Source organism: Haliea alexandrii (assembly GCF_003719295.1).
GTDB classification, from domain to species: Bacteria; Pseudomonadota; Gammaproteobacteria; order Pseudomonadales; family Halieaceae; genus Haliea; species Haliea alexandrii.
Genome location: NZ_RFLW01000001.1, coordinates 559,318 through 576,956, shown reverse-complemented (window position 1 = coordinate 576,956; position 17,639 = coordinate 559,318). Strand labels below are relative to the sequence as shown.

The 17,639-nt window shown below is 63.3% G+C and carries 17 protein-coding genes; 8 read left to right on the top strand and 9 right to left on the bottom strand.

Annotation, left to right across the window (positions count from 1 at the left end; all coding sequences use genetic code 11):
* Nucleotides 1-31: 31 nt before the first annotated feature.
* A complete protein-coding gene (locus EGJ68_RS02725) occupies nt 32-1,108 on the top strand; it encodes a 3-deoxy-7-phosphoheptulonate synthase (RefSeq protein WP_123034006.1) in 1,077 nt (358 codons plus the stop codon).
* Nucleotide 1,109: 1 nt separating this feature from the next.
* Here EGJ68_RS02725 and EGJ68_RS02720 read toward each other — a convergent pair whose 3' ends face one another.
* Entirely contained in the window at nt 1,110-2,150 is a 1,041-nt protein-coding gene (locus EGJ68_RS02720) for a DUF481 domain-containing protein (RefSeq protein WP_123032998.1), read from the bottom strand.
* Nucleotides 2,151-2,262: 112 nt separating this feature from the next.
* Here EGJ68_RS02720 and gor point away from each other — a divergent pair, with 112 nt between their 5' ends.
* Genes gor through EGJ68_RS02695 form a run of 5 tightly spaced genes read left to right on the top strand, consistent with a single transcriptional unit; the run spans nt 2,263 to nt 9,169 of the window.
* Nucleotides 2,263-3,621, top strand: a complete 1,359-nt coding sequence (gene gor, locus EGJ68_RS02715) for a glutathione-disulfide reductase (protein WP_123032997.1) — start codon at nt 2,263-2,265, stop codon at nt 3,619-3,621.
* Nucleotides 3,622-3,640: 19 nt separating this feature from the next.
* On the top strand, nt 3,641-4,579 hold the full coding sequence (locus tag EGJ68_RS02710; protein WP_123032996.1) for an ABC transporter ATP-binding protein: 939 nt from the start codon (nt 3,641-3,643) through the stop codon (nt 4,577-4,579).
* Nucleotides 4,576-7,410 (top strand): Gldg family protein, encoded by a 2,835-nt coding sequence (locus EGJ68_RS02705; RefSeq protein ID WP_123032995.1) that lies wholly within the window; start codon nt 4,576-4,578, stop codon nt 7,408-7,410. The genes EGJ68_RS02710 and EGJ68_RS02705 overlap by 4 nt, the downstream gene beginning before the upstream one ends.
* A complete protein-coding gene (locus EGJ68_RS02700) occupies nt 7,407-8,291 on the top strand; it encodes a DUF4340 domain-containing protein (RefSeq protein WP_123032994.1) in 885 nt (294 codons plus the stop codon). Before EGJ68_RS02705 ends, EGJ68_RS02700 begins: the two co-directional genes overlap by 4 nt.
* The gene (locus EGJ68_RS02695; protein WP_123032993.1) at nt 8,288-9,169 is read left to right on the top strand and encodes an AraC family transcriptional regulator; all 882 of its coding nucleotides are present in this window, start codon (nt 8,288-8,290) and stop codon (nt 9,167-9,169) included. The genes EGJ68_RS02700 and EGJ68_RS02695 overlap by 4 nt, the downstream gene beginning before the upstream one ends.
* An 11-nt stretch (nt 9,170-9,180) precedes the next feature.
* Here EGJ68_RS02695 and EGJ68_RS02690 read toward each other — a convergent pair whose 3' ends face one another.
* The gene (locus tag EGJ68_RS02690; RefSeq protein WP_123032992.1) at nt 9,181-10,155 is read right to left on the bottom strand and encodes a 2-hydroxyacid dehydrogenase; all 975 of its coding nucleotides are present in this window, start codon (nt 10,153-10,155) and stop codon (nt 9,181-9,183) included.
* A 125-nt stretch (nt 10,156-10,280) separates the two neighbouring features.
* Between EGJ68_RS02690 and EGJ68_RS02685 the strand changes: the two genes are divergently transcribed.
* Complete coding sequence (locus tag EGJ68_RS02685; RefSeq protein WP_233248650.1) at nt 10,281-11,027, top strand: cupin domain-containing protein; 747 nt, start codon at nt 10,281-10,283, stop codon at nt 11,025-11,027.
* Between the two features lie 6 nt (nt 11,028-11,033).
* On the opposite strand, the gene EGJ68_RS02680 is transcribed toward EGJ68_RS02685, so the two are convergent.
* The 3 genes from EGJ68_RS02680 to EGJ68_RS02670 are packed head-to-tail and all read right to left on the bottom strand — an operon-like array spanning nt 11,034 to nt 13,600.
* Complete coding sequence (locus tag EGJ68_RS02680; RefSeq protein ID WP_123032991.1) at nt 11,034-11,798, bottom strand: SDR family oxidoreductase; 765 nt, start codon at nt 11,796-11,798, stop codon at nt 11,034-11,036.
* Complete coding sequence (locus EGJ68_RS02675) at nt 11,779-12,993, bottom strand: MFS transporter (RefSeq protein ID WP_233248649.1); 1,215 nt, start codon at nt 12,991-12,993, stop codon at nt 11,779-11,781. The genes EGJ68_RS02680 and EGJ68_RS02675 overlap by 20 nt, the downstream gene beginning before the upstream one ends.
* Nucleotides 12,994-13,036: 43 nt before the next feature.
* A complete protein-coding gene (locus EGJ68_RS02670) occupies nt 13,037-13,600 on the bottom strand; it encodes a UbiX family flavin prenyltransferase (protein WP_123032989.1) in 564 nt (187 codons plus the stop codon).
* 128 nt (nt 13,601-13,728) lie between these two features.
* Here EGJ68_RS02670 and EGJ68_RS02665 point away from each other — a divergent pair, with 128 nt between their 5' ends.
* Entirely contained in the window at nt 13,729-14,244 is a 516-nt protein-coding gene (locus tag EGJ68_RS02665) for a GNAT family N-acetyltransferase (RefSeq protein WP_123032988.1), read from the top strand.
* Here the strand turns inward: EGJ68_RS02665 and EGJ68_RS02660 are convergent.
* The 4 genes from EGJ68_RS02660 to EGJ68_RS02645 all read right to left on the bottom strand — a co-directional run bounded on the left by EGJ68_RS02660 (nt 14,232) and on the right by EGJ68_RS02645 (nt 17,606).
* Nucleotides 14,232-16,352 carry a TonB-dependent receptor gene (locus EGJ68_RS02660; protein ID WP_123032987.1) on the bottom strand — a complete coding sequence of 707 codons (2,121 nt, stop codon included), beginning with the start codon at nt 16,350-16,352 and terminating at the stop codon, nt 14,232-14,234. The genes EGJ68_RS02665 and EGJ68_RS02660 overlap by 13 nt on opposite strands.
* A 35-nt stretch (nt 16,353-16,387) precedes the next feature.
* Nucleotides 16,388-16,687, bottom strand: a complete 300-nt coding sequence (locus tag EGJ68_RS02655; protein WP_158283461.1) for a hypothetical protein — start codon at nt 16,685-16,687, stop codon at nt 16,388-16,390.
* An 83-nt stretch (nt 16,688-16,770) separates the two neighbouring features.
* Entirely contained in the window at nt 16,771-17,226 is a 456-nt protein-coding gene (locus tag EGJ68_RS02650; RefSeq protein ID WP_123032985.1) for a YbaY family lipoprotein, read from the bottom strand.
* A complete protein-coding gene (locus tag EGJ68_RS02645) occupies nt 17,223-17,606 on the bottom strand; it encodes a nuclear transport factor 2 family protein (RefSeq protein ID WP_123032984.1) in 384 nt (127 codons plus the stop codon). The genes EGJ68_RS02650 and EGJ68_RS02645 overlap by 4 nt, the downstream gene beginning before the upstream one ends.
* Between the last annotated feature and the right edge of the window lie 33 nt (nt 17,607-17,639).

Sequence of the window (17,639 nt, the reverse complement as noted above, 5' to 3'; positions counted from 1 at the left end):
GCACCGCTCTTTTTTCCCGAACGGTATTCTGATGAAAGACCACAGCGCGGCAGATCCCACCGACGACGTTCGCATCCACGGCGCTCAACCGCTTATCACGCCCTGGGTGCTGGCCGAGGAGCTGCCGCTACCCTCCGCGCAGCGCCATGAGATCGCGGGCGCACGGCGAGCCATCGAGAGCGTTCTCGCCGGCGAAGATCGCCGGATGCTGGCGATCGTAGGCCCCTGCTCGGTACACGACCCCGCGGCCCTGCTGGAATTTGCCAGCCAGCTGCAAACCGCCTGCGCCCCGCTCAGTGACGCGATTCTGCCGGTACTGCGGGTGTATTTTGAGAAACCACGGACGGTCGTGGGCTGGAAGGGTCTGATCAACGACCCGGATCTGGACGGCAGCTTCCGTATCAACAAGGGCCTGCGGCAGGCCCGGCGCGTACTGCTGGATGTGGCTGCACTCGGCCTGCCCGCGGCCAGCGAATTCCTCGATACCACTTTCGGCCAGTACTACGCCGACCTGGTGAGCTTCGGCGCCATTGGCGCGCGCACCGTGGAAAGCCAGATACACCGTGAGCTGGCCTCGGGCCTGTCCATGCCCGTGGGCTTCAAGAATGGCACCAACGGCAGCATCGATGTCGCCATCGACGCCATTCGCTCCGCCCGCCACAGCCACTGGTTTCCCTCGCTGACCAAGGAGGGCACGCCGGCCATTCTCCACTCCACGGGGAATCCACACGGTTACCTGATCCTGCGCGGCGGCAGTGCCACTGGCGCCAACTATCACGCCGAAGCCGTGCACGCCGCGGCGACCGCGTTGGCCCGGCACGAGCTGCCCGCCTCACTGATTGTGGATTGCAGTCACGGCAACAGCGACAAGGACCCGGCGCGCCAGGCGGTGGTGGTGTCGTCACTGTGTGACCAGATGGAACAGGGGCAACGGGCGATTCGCGGGGTGATGCTGGAGAGTCACCTGGTGGCGGGCAACCAGCCCATCGCAGCCCGCGAGCAACTCACGTACGGCCAGAGCATCACCGATGCCTGCCTGGCACTGGCGCACACCGTACCCCTGCTGGAACAGCTGGCGGCAGCCGTGCGACGCAGCCAGCCCGACTGATTTACCAGCTGTAACCCACGCGGAAACGATAGGTCTGGTCCAGGCTCTCCACCTCGGGGGGCAAGCCGGAGTCGTACTCGAGCAGGATTTCGGCCGCCCCGTCGATGTTGAACAGCAGCGGGAATGACAGGCCCAGGGTCAGGTCGAGAATCACATCTTCGGTCTGGTCGAGGTTCCAGATGCCGGTGTGCTTCAGGTACAGCTGGGAATCCTCACTGATGTAGTTGCTGGTGGCATCCACCGACCAGTTCATACCCAGATAATCCTGGTCTTCAGCAACGATGTAGTCCTCATCGACATACACACCACCCACTTCAGCAGAGAGTGTCAGCAACGGCCTTTCGTGGAACTGGCGGCCGATATAGGGACCCACGTAGTAGCGCAGGTCGAGATCAGAGAACTTGTCGTGTTCGGCCGACGCGTTCACACCCCAGTAGAGCGGCCCCTCGAGGAAGCGGTCATACTTGCCCAGCGCCGTCCAGTTCTCCGCGTTCTTGACGCCATTCGCTTCGTCTTCTTCGCCGTCAAAGCGCAGGGTGTAGCGATCCTCCAGGCTACGCCAGACGCTCTCGATACCGTAGTCCAATTCATCGGTATCGGTGTTGCCGCGCTGCATCTCAAGTGCGAGGCTGACCTGGCCCTTCCAGCGGTAGCCGTGCCCCAGCTCCCAGGGCTGCGGGTCACTGATCGCAAGGTCGGCCAGCGGGACCGTAGCCACAGGCGCGCTCTCTGACGCCAGCAGCAGTGTTTCTTCTTCTACGCGCAGCGAAGGCTCCTCAACGACCGTACCGTCGGCGAGCTTGAGCACAATCGACTCGCTGCTGCGCAAGCTCTCGACCTGATCCTGCTGCACTTTTAGCGTGCCGGCAAACTCGGTGTCCACGGTTACCACGCCGTCGCGCACGCCGGTCACGGTGCCGAGGATGCGTGAACCGTTCTTCAACACGATTTCGTCAGCTGCGAGTGCGCTCGCTGCGAGCACGCCCGCAGCGAGCGCGACGGCAACGGCGCCCAGGCGCAGAGAGTGAAAAATCCGCTTCATGTTCCCCAGTTCCTTGAATTCGCAATGAACAGCCTATAATACAGGATTTGCTTCACCTTATCTGTATGCTCAAGGGCTGATAAACTGGCCGCTCTAACCGGGAGAGAGAATTGTGAGCGAGAAAGACTACGACCTTTTTATTATCGGCGCGGGGTCCGGCGGCGTGCGCGCGGCGCGCATCGCAGCAAGCTTCGGCGCGCGTGTAGCGATCGCCGAGGACCGCTATATGGGCGGCACCTGCGTCAACGTCGGCTGCGTACCAAAGAAGCTCTACGTCTACGCCTCCGAGTTCGGCAAGGCCTTTGAAGACGCACAGGGGTTCGGCTGGGACAGCAGCAAGCCCGCCTTCGACTGGGCGACGCTGCGCGACAACAAGAAGACCGAAATCTCCCGACTGAACGCGATCTACCGCAAGATGCTCAAGGGGGCCAGTGCCGACGTCATCGACGGTCGGGCACGCATTGTAAATGCCAACACTGTGGCTGTTGGCGAGCGTGAGTACAGCGCCGGCAAGATTCTCATCGCCACCGGCGGCTGGCCGCATATTCCAGAATTCCCGGGCAGCGAGCTGGCCATTACCTCCAATGAAGTGTTCGATCTGGAGCATTTTCCGGAGCGCCTGGTCATCGTGGGCGGCGGCTATATCGCCGTGGAGTTCGCCGGCATCTTCAACGGGCTGGGTTCCCGCGTCACGCAGCTGTATCGCGGCCCACTGTTCCTGCGCGGATTCGATGCAGACATTCGCGCTCACGCGGCGCGGGAAATTGCCAAGACCGGTGTCGACCTGCGCTTTGAAGTCAATGTGGAGTCCATTACCCGCGGCGCGGACGGTCTGGAACTGGAGCTGACGGACGGCACGCGACTCACCGCCGATGCCGTGCTTTACGCGACCGGGCGCAAACCGCACCTGGATGGCCTGGGCCTGGAACAGGTCGGCGTCAAGCTGACTGAGTTCGGTACCATCGCCGTGGACGAGCACTTCCAGACAGATGAGCCCGGCATCTTCGCCCTGGGTGATGTGACCGGTGGCATGGAACTGACACCGGTAGCGCTGGCAGAAGGCATGGCGTTCGCACGCCGCCAGTTTGGCGAAGCGGGCCAACAGGTCGACTATGACTTCATTCCCACCGCCGTGTTCTGCCAGCCCAACATCGGCACAGTCGGTTTCACTGAAGAACAGGCACGCGCCAAATTCGGCCATATTCGCCTGTTCAAAGCCACGTTCCGCCCGATGAAACACACCATCAGCGGCCGCGACGAACACACCTTCATGAAGCTCATCGTCGACAAGGCCAGCGACCGCGTGGTGGGGCTGCACATGATGGGCCCGGACGCCGGGGAAATTGTGCAGGGGATGGCTATCGCCCTCCGCGCCGGTGCGACCAAGGCCCTGTTCGACACCACGATTGGCATTCACCCCACCGCCGCCGAAGAGTTCGTCACCATGCGCGAGCCCTGGCACGAAGACTGAGCGAGGCAACGGTTCCCGCATGATCGCCGTCGAATCGTTGTCCCGCCGTTACGGCAGCACGCAGGCCGTGGACAACGTTTCGTTCGCGATAGGCACCAATGAAGTGGTTGGATTACTGGGCCACAACGGCGCCGGCAAGACCACCATCATGCGCATGCTCAGCGGCTACCTGGAACCGTCTGCCGGCACTGTCACGATTGCCGGCATCAATATGGCGAACAACGCCCACCCGATACAGGCAAGCCTAGGCTACCTGCCGGAGCACCTGCCCGTTTACCCGGAAATGCTGGTAGCGGATTACCTGGACTACGTCGCAACCCTGAAACGTATACCACGGCGTGAGCGCCCGCTCGCACTGCAAGAGGCCATTGCCGCCACGTCACTGGGGGAACGCGCGCTGGACCCGATCAGCCAGCTCTCCCGCGGCCTGCGTCAGCGCGTGGGTGTGGCACAGGCCATTCTCGGGCAACCGCAGCTGCTGATACTCGACGAGCCCACCAACGGCCTGGACCCCGGGCAAACGGCGCAAATGCGCGACTTGCTGCGACGTCTGGCGCGACGGGCCACTGTGATACTGTCCACTCACGTCATGCAGGAGGTTGAGGCGGTGTGCGACCGGGTGCTGGTCATGGCCGCCGGTCGCCTGGTACTGGATGCGCCCCTCGCCACTCTGCGCGAGAGCCGCACGCTGGTGCTGCGCGCCGGCACCGAAGAGCCCGAACTGGAGCGCTGGCTGCGCCGACTGCCGCAAATTGCCGCGGTACATCCACGCGCAGACATCGCCGAGGGGGAGAGCTGGGTGCTCACGCTGCGCGAGAATGCAGACCCGGACACCGCGGCAAACAACATCGCGCAATGTGTGGTGCGAGCGGGCGCCAGCCTGTTTCAGCTGCAGCCACAGCTGCGCGACCTCGACAGCATTTTCCGGGAAGCAACGTCGGGGAAGCCGGGACCGTGACGACAAACAGCGTCATCCGTCGCGTTGCACAGAAGGAAGTGCGGCTGTTCTTTGGTTCGCCGGTGGCCTGGCTGTTTCTCGCCGCGTTTGCCGGGCTCACCCTGTTTATCTTCTTCTGGGTCGAATCCTGGTTTGCCCGCAATATCGCCGATGTGCGCCCGCTGTTTGACTGGATGCCGCTGCTGCTGATTCCACTCAGCGCTGCACTGACCATGCGCATGTGGAGCGAGGAACGCCGCACCGGCACACTGGAGCATGTGCTGGTGCAGCCGGTGGGTATCTGGCGATTCGTGCTCGGCAAGTTTTTTGCCTGCAGCGGTCTGCTGCTGCTGGCACTACTGACCACCCTGCCTCTGCCTGTCAGCGCGGCACTCATGGCCGACCTGGACTGGGGGCCGGTGGTTGCCGGGTATCTGGCCTCGCTTCTGCTGGGGGCGGTGTATATCAGCATCGGGCTGTTTGTGTCGGCGCGCACCGACAATCCCATCGTCAGCCTGATGGGCAGTAGCCTGGTGTGCGGCCTGCTCTACCTGATTGGCAGCAGCACCCTCACCGGCCTCGCGACCGACAGCGCTGCCCAGTGGCTGCGCCTGCTGGGCAGTGGTGCGCGCTTCGACAATGTCACTCGCGGCGTGCTCGACTTGCGCGATCTGACCTGGGGCCTGAGCCTTGTCATCGGCTTTCTCGCCCTCAACGCCTTCAGTCTGGAGCGTGAGCGCCGTGCCCCGGATGCACGCAGCCCGAAACAGCGCCGTGCCACGGCAGCCATGGTTTTGCTCCTGATCAACCTCCTGCTGGCCAATGTGTGGCTGCAGCCGCTGTCCGGCCTGCGGCTGGATGTCACCGAAGGCAAGCTGTACTCACTTTCCAGCACCACCAAGGAGCTCCTTGCACGGCTGGACGAACCCCTGTTGATACGCGGCTATTTCAGTGAACGCACGCACCCTCTGCTGGCACCGCTGGTGCCGCAGCTGCGCGACCTGATGGAGGAGTACGCCAGCGCCAGTGACGGCGGGGTGCGAGTGGAGTTCATCGACCCGGCCAGACAGCCCGAACTGGAACGCGAAGCCCGGGATCGCTACGAGATGAGCGCCACCCCGCTGCAGGTGGCAGACCGCTATCAGTCGACCCTGGTCAATGCCTGGTTTCACGTACTGGTGCAATACGGCGATGAGTTCACCACCCTCGGATTTACCGACCTCATCGATGTGCGCACGGCGGGCAATACCGAAGCCGAGGTCCGCCTGCGCAATCCCGAGTTTGACCTGACTCGGGCAATTCGTGATGTGCTGCAGAATTACCAGCTCGGCGACGATCTGTTCCGCACCATCGACCAACCGATCGAGCTGGTGGCCTACGTCTCACCCCATGCGCTGCTGCCCGAGCGACTGCGCCGCTATCGCGATGCCATTCAGGTGCAGCTCGATGCACAGGTGGAAAAATCTGCGGGCAAGTTCAGCTATCGCTTTGAGGAGCCCGAGGCCAACGACGGTGCACTGGCACGGCACCTCGCCGACACCTGGGGGTTCCAGCCCATGATTGCCGGGCTGGGAGACGAGCAGCGTTTCTGGTTCTACCTGACCCTGGAAGATGAGCGCCAGGTGGTGCAGCTGCCCACCGATGCGTTCGAGGCAGATGACTTTGTTACCGTACTGGAAGCGGGACTGCGCCGCTTCGCCGGCGGCCTGACCCGAACAGTCGCGTTGGCCGCGCCAGAACTGAACGAACAGATGGCGCGCTTTCACCTCGGTGCACCCACCTTTGCCAATCTGGAACAGGCCATCACGCGGGACTACAGCATTCGTGCCGAACAGCTCAGGGATGGCAGTGTCGACCCCGATGCAGACATACTCGCAGTGGTCGCGCCGCTGGAGCTGGATACCGCCAGCCTGTTCGCCATCGACCAGTTCCTGATGCGCGGCGGCACCGTGGTGCTGGCGACTTCGCCGTTCAGTGTCGAGCTCAGTAACGGTGACATGCGCTTGTTGGACTACCCGAGCGGGCTGGACGCCTGGCTGGCGACACACGGCATACACCTCACGCCCAAGCTGGTGCTGGATGAGCAGAATGCGCCATTTCCCGCGCCCGTAGTGCGCCGGGTTGGCGACTACGAATTTCGCGATGTCCAGATGATCGATTACCCGTATTTTGTCGACATCAGGCCGCCCGCCCTGAACCCCGGGCACCCGATTACCGCCAACTTACCGCAGCTGACCTTCGGCTGGGCTGTGCCGATGGAGGTACAGCCGGTACCGGGCCTGCGCAGCACGACCCTGTTGCGCAGCACCGGGCAGGCCTGGGCCTCTGCAAACCGCGACATACTGCCGCAGCAGGACGGCCAGGGCGTCCCGCAGTTCCCCGTGGAGGGCGTGCGCGACAGCTTCGTTCTCGGCGCCGTGCTGGAGGGCCGCTTCACATCCGCCTTTGCTGCGCGGGGAGCACCGCCGCGGGAGACGGACAACGCATCCGGACCCAGGGGCTTGCTCAAGCAATCGGTGGAGTCCGCGCGCCTGGTGGTGTTCAGTTCCAACGACTTCATGGATGACCAAATGCTCAATGCGATGGTCGCAGCGGCGGGCACCCAGTACCTGAGCCCGCTGGCGCTGTTCATGAACACCCTCGAGTGGTCGCTGCAGGATGCCTCACTGCTGGCCATCCGCAACCGGGCACACTTCAACCGGACACTGCCTCCGATGAGCCGCGAGGCGCAGCAGTGGATCGAATATCTGAATTACGCCTGCGCCGTGGCGTGGTTGCTGACGCTGGCCGCTGTGCACCGGCTGCGCACCCTGCTGCGACGCCGTGCCTATCGGCGGAGGCTAGGGCTGTGATCCGCACGCTGGCGTTGATACTGCTGATTCAGTGCGCCATTACCGCCGCTGTCTATTGGCCACAGGAAACGTCTGCGCCAGCACAGACGGGGGCGGTTCTGGTCGCCTTCAAACCGGAGCAAATCGCGACGATAGCCATCGGCGACGCTGAAGGTATGCAGGTGACGCTGCGCCGCGAGGGCGGAAGCTGGCAGCTGCCGGCGCTGGGCGGTCTGCCTGCCGATACGGCCCGCGTCGAGAAACTGCTGGTGGCACTGACCGAGGCGCGGCACGGCTTTCCCGTAGCCACGACAGTTCCCGCCCGGCAGCGTTTCGAGGTGGCAGATTACCGCTATCAGCGCCGTATCCATATGACCACCGTGAACAACGCAGAGAGCACCGTGTTCCTCGGCACAGCGCCGGCGTATCGGCAGGTTCATGCCCGACGCGATGGCGACGACGCCATTTACAGCCTGCCGTTGAGCCGTTTTGATGCGCCGGCCTCGGCAGCGGGCTGGCTGGACGCCACCCTGCTGCACGTGCCTACCCCGCAGCGTATTACCGGCGCGGGGTTCGAGCTGATACGCCGGGGCGCTGACTGGGAGACGGCAACAGGGGCGCAACCCGAGCCGCGCGAACTGGAAGCGCTGCTGTCGGGGCTGGCCAACCTGCAGGTTGATGGCGTTGCCGGTGAGCGCGAGCGCCGGCAGCTTGTCGCCCGAGCACCCGACTTCACCCTGGTTGCGCAGCAACCGGAAGCGAGCCGCGAACTGGCATTTTACGCCCTGGGCGAGCAGCATTTTGTGCGCGATGCCCGCTTTGACCGGTTCTTCACCGTAAGCGCCTACAGCTTCGACCGGCTGCGCACGCTGGATACACAACGCCTCAACGGCGGCCCATGAGCAGCACGTCCAAGTGGCCTCTGCCATCGGAGGGGGTGCGCTTTCTCACCCCCGCCTTCATGCTGGAAAAGCTCCACCGGCACCCGCTGACGCGCGACTGCTATCCCACGGCCATGGGTTACTACCCGCACGCTCGGGGCCACCGCATGCGCCGCCTGCGTCACGACGACAACCTGCTGCTCTACTGTGTGGACGGCAACGGCAGCTTGCGCCTGGGGGACCAGCGCCATACGATTAGTGCAGGAGACCTGATTCTTCTACCGCAGGGTCTGCCACACAGTTACAGCGCCGGCCGCGACCACCCCTGGAGCATCTACTGGATACACTTTCAGGGCATCAGCAGCGCACTGTTCATGGAATACCTCGGCTATCGCGAGGGGCATCCCGTGATAAAGGCGGGCATCGCGCCCAGCCTGATCGCCGCTTTCCACAACCTGCTGGCGGTCAATCGCACCGGTTACAGCAGCTCGGCGTTCGTCAATGCCGCCAACCAGTGTCGCCACCTGTTTACCCAGATCGTACTCGAGGCGGCGCGCCAGCGCGCCAGCCACCCCGCCGGACTGGACCTCGAGGCCATCCAGCAGACCATGCAGGAGAGTATCCACACCAGCCTGGAGCTGGAGGAGCTGGCCGGCATCGCTCACTTGTCCAAGTACCATTTTGCCAGCCGCTACAAGGCCCTGACCGGGTACTCTCCGATCAAGCATTTCCTGCACATGAAAATTGAATATGCCTGCCAGCTACTGGACAGCACGGAAATGCGTGTGAAGGCCATTGCTGCCGCTGTGGGCTACGAAGACGCGCTGTATTTTTCCCGCCTGTTCAAACAGACCGTGGGCCTGTCGCCGCGGGCCTACCGCAGTTCAGTACGCAAATAGCGTCGCACCCGTCAGCGCGCGTACACCTCGGGGTTCACACAATGGGGCATGGGTTTTCCCTGCAGCGCCGCGATGGCGTTGGTGGCGGCAATATCCGCCATGCGAACCCGGGTGTGGGCAGTCGCGCTGCCAATGTGCGGTGTCAGCACCACATTGGGCAAAGACAGCAGGGGGTTGTCGACCGGCACCGGCTCTTCAGCAAACACGTCGATGCCTGCCGCATACAGGCGCCCGCTGGACAGCGCAGTGGCCAGCGCCCCCTCATCGACAATGCCACCGCGGGAGGTGTTGACCAGCACGGCACCGGGTTTCATGCTGCCGATGCGCGCGGCATTGAGCAGTCCGCGGGTCTCCGCGGTCAGCGCCAGGTGGACCGAAAGAAAGTCACTCTCTGCCAACACCGCTTCCAGGGGCAGGTTGCTGACGCCGGGAACGTCACGCGCTGTGCGATTCCAGGCCACCACACGCATGCCAAAAGCCTGCGCGCGGCGGGCCACCGCCTGGGCGATTGCGCCGAGGCCAATCAGCCCCAGGGTTGCCCCGGCAACGTCCTTGCCGGTGAAAAAATCCGGCGACCAGCGATTCTCGCGACGCCACTCACCCTGACGCACAAAGCGGTCGGCTTCCGACACGCGCCGCGCCGCAGCCAGCAGCAGCGCAAAGGCGGTGTCTGCGGTGGTCTCCACCAGCACACCCGGCGTGTGGCCGAGCGGGATGCCTCGCGCCGTCAGCGCCGCCACATCAACATGGTCCACCCCCACTGACATCGAGGAAACAAAACGCAGATCCGGGAGCGACTCGATCAGCGCGTGATCCATGTGATCGGTGAGCAGGCAGACTACACCCTCACAGCCCGCCAGCTCCTCGCGCAGCCCTTCTGCCGGCAACAATCCCGGCCCCAACCAGACGTTGACGTCACAGAGACCCGACAGCTGGTGAATAACCTCGCCGGGCAGCTCATGTGTCACGAATACTTTTTTCTCCATGCACCGAGCATACCGTAAAGGCCATGACAGAAAACAGCACAGCAGGCGTTAAAGCCCGTATAAACAGAGTTTGTGTCCGCCGCCAATCCGATTATGATAATCGCTTCAGGAACAACGCCCTTTCGATGCAGTCCAAAATCCTGCCGGCACACATCCCTCACTTTCTCACAGGTATCAACATGGCCGACAACCGCGTTGCCCTCAACGGCGACCTCTCCCTGCGCACCGCAGTGGACCCGCAAACCCTGGACTGGACACCCAGTCCAGGCGGCCACGTGCTGCGCAAACGCCTGCACCGCGTGGGGCAGTCAGAATCGGGGCAGGTGACCTCGCTGGTGCGCTATGAGCCAGGGGCCATCTTCCCCGCTCACGATCACCCCCAGGGGGAGGAAATTCTGGTGCTGGAGGGTGTTTTCTCCGATGAACACGGCGACTGGCCCGCCGGCAGCTACCTGCTGAATCCTGAAGGATTCCAGCACGCACCCTTCTCACGCGAGGGCTGCCTGCTGTTCGTGAAACTGCGGCAGTATCCCGGGCACGACCGTGAACACATTGCCATAGCGACCCACAATACGCCCTGGCAGCCGTCGATACGCAAGAACACCAGCTGGAAGAAACTCTACGCCCAGGAACCCTACACCGACTTCATGCGCCTGGAGAGCTGGGACGAGCCGTCTGCGATCGGCCAGATCAACTTCCCTCAGGGTGCGGAGATCCTGGTGTTGCGCGGCAGCTTCGCCGATGAACACGGGTACTACGGCACGCATTGCTGGCTGCGTATTCCCGCAGGTGGCACGGTCAACCCGATCAGTGACGACTACTGCGAGCTGTACGTCAAGGAAGGCGGTTTCACCTACCTGCGCAGTGCCTGAGGCGGGCTAGATGGTCAGCCCGCCGTCCACGACGATGCATTCGCCGTTGGTGTAGCTGGCGGCGTCCGACACCAGGTACAGCACAGCACCGGCCATCTCCTCCGGCTCCGCGTGACGCTGCAGGGGTATGTTCTCGATCGCAGCCTGGTAGATATCGTCGTTGCTGAACAGGGCCCCCGCGAACTTCGTTTTCGTCAAACCCGGCAATAGCGCATTGCAGCGGATACCCAGGGGGCCACACTCCTTGGCGAACACCTGTGTCATGTTGACCACCGCCGCCTTGGTAATCGAGTAAATCCCCTGCATTGGCCCTGGCTGCAGGGCGTTGACCGAGGCGGTGTTGACGATGGCACCCTTGCCTTGCTCGCGCATCAACTTGCCCGCTTCGATCGACATGAAAAAGTAGCCGCGAATATTCACGTCGACCGTTTTCTGGAAAGCACCCAGATCCGTGTCCAGTACATGGCCGAAATACGGATTGGTGGCACCATTGTTGATGCAGATATCGAGTCGTCCGTGCGCCGTGCGGATGTGCGCGAACAGGGCCTGAATGTCATCCATACTCCCGACGTTACAGGCGTGGGCTTCTGCGCTGCCACCGGCGGCGCCGATCGAGTCGGCCACCGGCTGGCAACCCTCCAGCTTGCGGCTGGAGACAATAACGTGCGCGCCCTGCTCCGCCAGCAGGCGGGCAATGGCCTCGCCAATGCCGCGGCTGGCGCCGCTCACCAGGGCAATGCGCCCGCTCAGATCAAACAGTTGGGTAGTCATGCGGGGGGTTCTCCTCCAGTGATGAATCCTCTGATGCGGCAGAGGCCGGATGCGGCCCCAGCGCCCAGGCCAGGTAAAGACTGACCACAACGATACAGCCCAACCAGGCACCGGTATAGCCGAACAGGGAGAGGTTGGCGCCCGCCGACAAGGGGCCGACAACGCGGCCCCAGGAGGCTGCCGACGCCGTGGTGCCAAGCATCTGGCCGCGCAGGTCCGCGGGGGTGCGGTGGCTGGTGATGGTATTCAGCAACGGCATGCACAGCGTGGAGCCCGACATGGCGATGTACACCGCGGCCAGCATCAACGGCATGCCAGCCGCCACCACAGCGAGACACAGGCCGGCCATGAAGGCCGCAACCGACAGGCGCAACAGGCGCCACTCACCCAGCCAGCGCACCAGCGCACCGAGCAAGCCGCCCTGCAGCACCACCATGATCGCCCCCTGTACGCCAAACACCAGCCCCACCTCGCGTGCGCCCCAGCCGAGCACATCCCCCAGCCACAGGGGCACCAGGTAAGTCACCGAGCTGATGGCGGCGGCATGCAGCACATATTGCAGCACCAGCAAGCGATTGCCGGTGGCACGCAGCATGGCCAGCGTGGACTGGCGCGAGCCATCGCGATGCGCCTGACGGTGGGCGGCGCGGCGCTGGGCCGTGACCGACTCCGGCAAGAAGAGCCCCGCCGCCAGAATGGCCAGCATCGACATGCAACCGGCCACCAGGCAAGGCAGCATGAAACTGCCGCTGTCGCCCGCCAGCAGCCCACCGAGCAGTGGCCCGAGCACCAGCCCCAGGCCAAAGGCGGCACCAATCAGCCCCATGCCTTTCGCCCGTTTTTCGGGTGTTGTGATATCGCTCATCATGGCCGAGGCTACACCCAGGTTGCCCGCCATGATGCCGGCGAAGGCGCGCGCGGCAAAAATCATCCAGAGCTCAGTTGCCAGCGCCAGCATGACGTAGGACACGGCAGCCCCGGCGAGGCAGATCATGATCACCGGCTTGCGCCCGCGACGGTCCGAGAGGCGCCCCCAGAAGGGGCCGGAGATACCAGCGCACACGGCATAGCTGACAATGATCAGGGCAATGTCGATTTTCGATGCGCCGAGCTGTGGCGATAGAAACGGCAGGATGGGGATGACGATACCGAAGCCGATCAGGTCGAGCAGTACCACACCAAACAGAATCGGCATCAGGCCGCCTTGAGCCGGGGCACAATGGAGGTGCGCACGGCCCTCACCCGCCCTGCCAGCGCCTGACCTGTTCTGAATCGATCGCAAACAGATCCAGCAGCCGGCCCACGGTCTGGGTAACCATGGCATCAAGGGATTCCGGCTGAGCGTAGAACGCGGGCACGGGGGGCGCGATCACCGCACCCATCTCCGAGAGTTGGGTCAGCGTACGTAAATGCCCCGTGTGCAAGGGCGTTTCGCGCACCATCAACACCAGCCTCCGACGCTCCTTGAGCACAACATCCGCCGCCCGGGTGAGCAGGCTGGACGTCACTCCGGTGGCAATTTCCGCCATGGTGCGCACCGAGCAGGGTGCAACCAGCATACCCGCCGTGCGAAAGGAGCCGCTGGCGATGGAGGCGCCGACATTGCGTATGGGATGTACCTCGCTCGCCAGCGCCTTGAGCGCATCGAGCGACATGTCCAACTCATGATGCAGGGTGAGCTCCGCTGACTTGGTGATGACCAGGTGGGTTTCCACCCCGCAATCACGCAACAATTCCAGCGCTCGCACTCCGTAGACGATCCCCGAGGCGCCGCTGATGCCGACGATGATCCGCTGTGCCATGCTCTGCCCTGCCGCGCCGAAAGACCCCGCACTTTACCAGCACCCCGGTTTGATTTCACTGTCCGGGCACTGCCCACGAGGACGCTGTAGTACCCTTGTCGTATCTCTTCTCAACGGATGAACAGGCCATGCTGCACACACCGCGACTCCTGATAGACCCGCTCAGCGAAGACGATGCGCCCTTCGTGCTGGCACTGCTGAACGATCCCGATTTCATTGAGCACATTGCCGATCGCGGTGTGCGCTCCCTGGATCAGGCAAGACAGTACCTGCGAGACGGTCCGCTGGCGAGCTACCGGGAGAACGGCTTTGGACTGTGGGCGGTAAGGCCGTGTGAGGGAGGCGAACCGCTGGGGATCTGCGGCCTGGTGCAGCGCCCCACGCTCACCGATGTGGATATCGGCTACGGATTTCTACCCGCAGCCCGTGGCCGCGGGCTGGCGCTGGAAGCGGCACAGGCAGTGCTGGACTATGCCAGGGGGCCCCTTGGCCTGCAACGGCTGGTCGCCATTGTCACGCCGGGGAACCACGCCTCGCGCAGCCTGCTGGATCACCTCGGCTTCGCGTATGAATCGATGATTCAACTCACACCCGAGGCCGAGGCCCTGTGCCTCTATGGATGGGAGGACGCTCAGAAGCGGTAACGCACACCCGCTTCCACCGAGCGGCCTGCCTCCGGCGACACATCGCGCAGGAACGAGGTGCTCAGGCGGATTTCCTCGTCTCCCAAATTGCGCGCGGCCAGAAACAGCGTCAGCTCGGAGTCACCCAGCGCCAGCCGGTAGTCGGCGCCCAGATCCCAGCGCGTGTAGCCTGCCGTGGCTTCCTCATTGACGCCGGGGCGATTCTGGCTGGCGGCGTCCTGCACCCGTGTCCACACCTCCAGCACATCCGTCGACCAGCTCAGGCGGCCGCCAATACGGTGCGGCGGCAGTCGCGGCACATCGTCACCATTGTCCAGCTCGCCGCGAATCATGTCGCCGAACAGGGCCAACCCCACCTCGCCACCGACAAAGGTTCCCAGACCGAACTGGGCGTTCACTTCCACGCCGTAGAACGTGGCGTCATCCTGCACGTAAGCCAGCACCGGCAGTTCATCCACCTCGGCACCGGTGTTCATCAGGGTAATGTAGTCACTGAAGTCGTTGTGGAACACGGTAACTTCGAGATCCTTGTTGCCGTTGTGCCAGTGGAGGGAGAGGTCCACGTTGTTCGAGACTTCCGTGTCGAGGTCCGGATCACCCAATTCGATGGCCGCTGTGGCCGCGTGCGCAACCCAGTTCTCCGGCCCGGTACCATCGACATTGGAGAACAGCTCTTCAATGGAGGGCGCGCGCTCGGAACGGGCGAGGTACAAGCGCAACTGCCAGTCCGGGGAGGCATTGAATATCGCTGAACCCGAAGCGCTGAACGCGGTGAAATCGCGCGCACCGGAGGATTGCGCCGCGGGGTCACGTTCATCCCGGTCCACACGCAGGCCGGCCTCGAACAGCCAGTCACCGGTGCGATAGTCCTCCACCAGAAAAACGCCGAAGTCGGTGCTGTCGGTTACCGGGATAAAGGCCTCTTCACCAATAGCGCTGAACTCTCCACTGCGTGCCTGCAATCCCAGCGCACCACGCAGGCCACCGATCTCACCGTGCACCATCTCGACCCGGGTCTCCCAGGTTTCATTGTTGTACAGCGTGCCTACTTCGCCATTGCCTTCGATTTCCGCATGCTGGTAATCGGTATAGGTGACCGTGCCGCGCAGCGATTCAAAGCCGGGCAGCGGTTCCGCAAGTTCCAGCACGAGATCGTAGCGCGTCTGCTCCACGTCCAGGGTTATGCCGCCCTCTTCTTCCTCATGCTCTTCGTGCTCTTCGTGCTCTTCGTGCTCCTCATGATCCTCCTCGCCGTGCTCGTCCTCATGGTGCTCGTGGGCGCCGGCTGGAATACCGTAGCGGTTCTCCAGCCGGGCCACTGCCAGCCCTACCAGGCCGCGGTCGAAGTGGTAGCTGGCGCCGGCAGTCACATTGCGTGTGCGGCCGCCCGTATTGCCAACGTAACCATCGGTTGTCTCTTCCTCACCGTGCTCCTCGCCGTCGTGTTCGTCGCCGTCGTGTTCCTCGTCATGGTCGTGATCGCCTTCCCGCGCCGCGAGGCCGGGAATGCTCAGATCGTTCCAGTCGCGGTAAAGGGCATCCAGGTGGAAGGCGATATCGCCGCTGCCACCGTCCAGGCGCAGCACCGACGTGTCCATGTCGGAGGCGCCGTCATGGCGCAGCTCCACACCGCCTTCCACACCGTCAATACGGGTGCGCGGCACACGGTTGTCGATCACATTGACCACACCACCAATGGCCCCCGCGCCATACAGCAGGGTCGCGGGCCCCCGCAGCACCTCAATGCTGTTTGCCAGCAGGGGCTCGACAGACACCGCGTGATCGGCACTCACCGCCGAGGCATCGGCACTGCTGGTGCCATTCTGTAACACGGTCACCCGCGGTCCCTGCTGCCCACGAATCACGGGCTGGCCGACACCGGGGCCAAAAGATGCATTGGCCAACCCGGGCATGTCACCGAGGGTATCGCCAATCGTCGACCGCGCGCTGCGGCGCAAGTCATCGCCCGTCAATACAGTCACCGGCAAGGCGGTTTCGGCTTCCTGCTTGCTTAAAGGTGCCGTTACCAGCACGTGTTCGATTGGCAGCGACTGCGCCGCCGCGTTTGCACTGGCCACAGCCAGTGCAATAGGCATAAAACGTTTCATGATCTACTCCTGAAAAAGACAATGGGGTTCTTTAGTCAGAAGTAATGCGGGGGGCCTCGGGCCTGTAGTGGAAGGTAACGCGGAGCGACCTGCGCGGCACGTGGCGCGGCCGTAAAGCACGCCACCAGCAGCAGGAACAGCGCCAGCGCGGGCACCGCAGACACTGCTGCAGGGGCCGATGACTTGCACAGCAGGCACTCGGCCTGCGCATCGGACAACCCGTGGGTATGACTGGCCTCGAGAACCTGCAGACCACTGACGCACAACAGCGCGAGCACCGCTACCAGACGGGCGGCGCGACGGGCTCTTGCTGTCAGTGTTAACTGAGACGACATGGCGACATTACATACCACAGGAGCCGCGAGTATAAACGCAGCGGCGAATACAGGCCATCTTTACTGCACAACTGGCAAGCCGGCTACGACTGCGGGTCCGGCTTGCCAGGCACCCGCACCAGCACGATCTCCGGTGCCTGCTCGGCGAAGGCATCGACGAACGTGTCAGAGGTAAATAGCAAACGGTCCTTGTGACGCACCGTGGCACGCAACCCGTAGCGATGCCGGGAATCCAGCGTTGCCGGGTCGTAGCTGATACGGAAAGGCCAGGGCGGCGCCGTTGCGGTGGACTGCGTCACGGTAGCCAGCACCGTGGCGGGTGCATCCGCCCGCGACACATCCTCGAAGTTGATCTCCAGCTGTGCATCAGGCGGCAACATCATGCGCTCCCGATACATGACGGTGCCTTCGATCACCCCCGCCCCCTGCTCTATCGTCGTATCCTCCGCGGTCTGCCCGCAGGCGCTCAGCATCCCGGCGACCAGAAATGCTGCCAGACCTTTTCCCGCCTGTTCGCCCCACATCGCTCTCTTCCTCATGCAGACAATTGCTCCAGCATTGCGGCCATTTTGGCATGCAACAGGTTGACGCCCTTGAGCGGGCGCACCATCACCTTGAACTCGGTGATCAGGCCTGCGTCATTCACGGTGATGATATCGACCCCATTGACCGTAATGCCGTCGATGTCACAACTGAACTCGAGCACGGCATGAGGCGCTGCCACCACCTCTTTCACGTAGTGAAAACTGTCATTGAATACCGCGAGGGCTCCGGTCAGGTAAAGCCGTGTGAGATCGCGACCTGCCTGGGGGCGGTGCACCACGGGCGACCAGAACACGCAATCGTCGGCCAGAATGGCGTCCAGTCCACCCGGATCTCCACTGCGCACAATCTCGTGCCAACGCGCCAATACCTGCATACTCGATCCTTCATACTCATCCATCGCGACAAC

Coding starts and splice junctions, on each gene's coding strand:
- EGJ68_RS02725 (WP_123034006.1), top strand. CDS start 32: ATGAAAGACCACAGCGCGGCAGATCCCACCGACGACGTTCGCATCCAC.
- EGJ68_RS02720 (WP_123032998.1), bottom strand. CDS start 2,150: ATGAAGCGGATTTTTCACTCTCTGCGCCTGGGCGCCGTTGCCGTCGCG.
- EGJ68_RS02710 (WP_123032996.1), top strand. CDS start 3,641: ATGATCGCCGTCGAATCGTTGTCCCGCCGTTACGGCAGCACGCAGGCC.
- EGJ68_RS02695 (WP_123032993.1), top strand. CDS start 8,288: ATGAGCAGCACGTCCAAGTGGCCTCTGCCATCGGAGGGGGTGCGCTTT.
- EGJ68_RS02690 (WP_123032992.1), bottom strand. CDS start 10,155: ATGGAGAAAAAAGTATTCGTGACACATGAGCTGCCCGGCGAGGTTATT.
- EGJ68_RS02685 (WP_233248650.1), top strand. CDS start 10,281: ATGCAGTCCAAAATCCTGCCGGCACACATCCCTCACTTTCTCACAGGT.
- EGJ68_RS02680 (WP_123032991.1), bottom strand. CDS start 11,798: ATGACTACCCAACTGTTTGATCTGAGCGGGCGCATTGCCCTGGTGAGC.
- EGJ68_RS02675 (WP_233248649.1), bottom strand. CDS start 12,993: ATGCCGATTCTGTTTGGTGTGGTACTGCTCGACCTGATCGGCTTCGGT.
- EGJ68_RS02670 (WP_123032989.1), bottom strand. CDS start 13,600: ATGGCACAGCGGATCATCGTCGGCATCAGCGGCGCCTCGGGGATCGTC.
- EGJ68_RS02665 (WP_123032988.1), top strand. CDS start 13,729: ATGCTGCACACACCGCGACTCCTGATAGACCCGCTCAGCGAAGACGAT.
- EGJ68_RS02660 (WP_123032987.1), bottom strand. CDS start 16,352: ATGAAACGTTTTATGCCTATTGCACTGGCTGTGGCCAGTGCAAACGCG.
- EGJ68_RS02655 (WP_158283461.1), bottom strand. CDS start 16,687: ATGTCGTCTCAGTTAACACTGACAGCAAGAGCCCGTCGCGCCGCCCGT.
- EGJ68_RS02650 (WP_123032985.1), bottom strand. CDS start 17,226: ATGAGGAAGAGAGCGATGTGGGGCGAACAGGCGGGAAAAGGTCTGGCA.
- EGJ68_RS02645 (WP_123032984.1), bottom strand. CDS start 17,606: ATGCAGGTATTGGCGCGTTGGCACGAGATTGTGCGCAGTGGAGATCCG.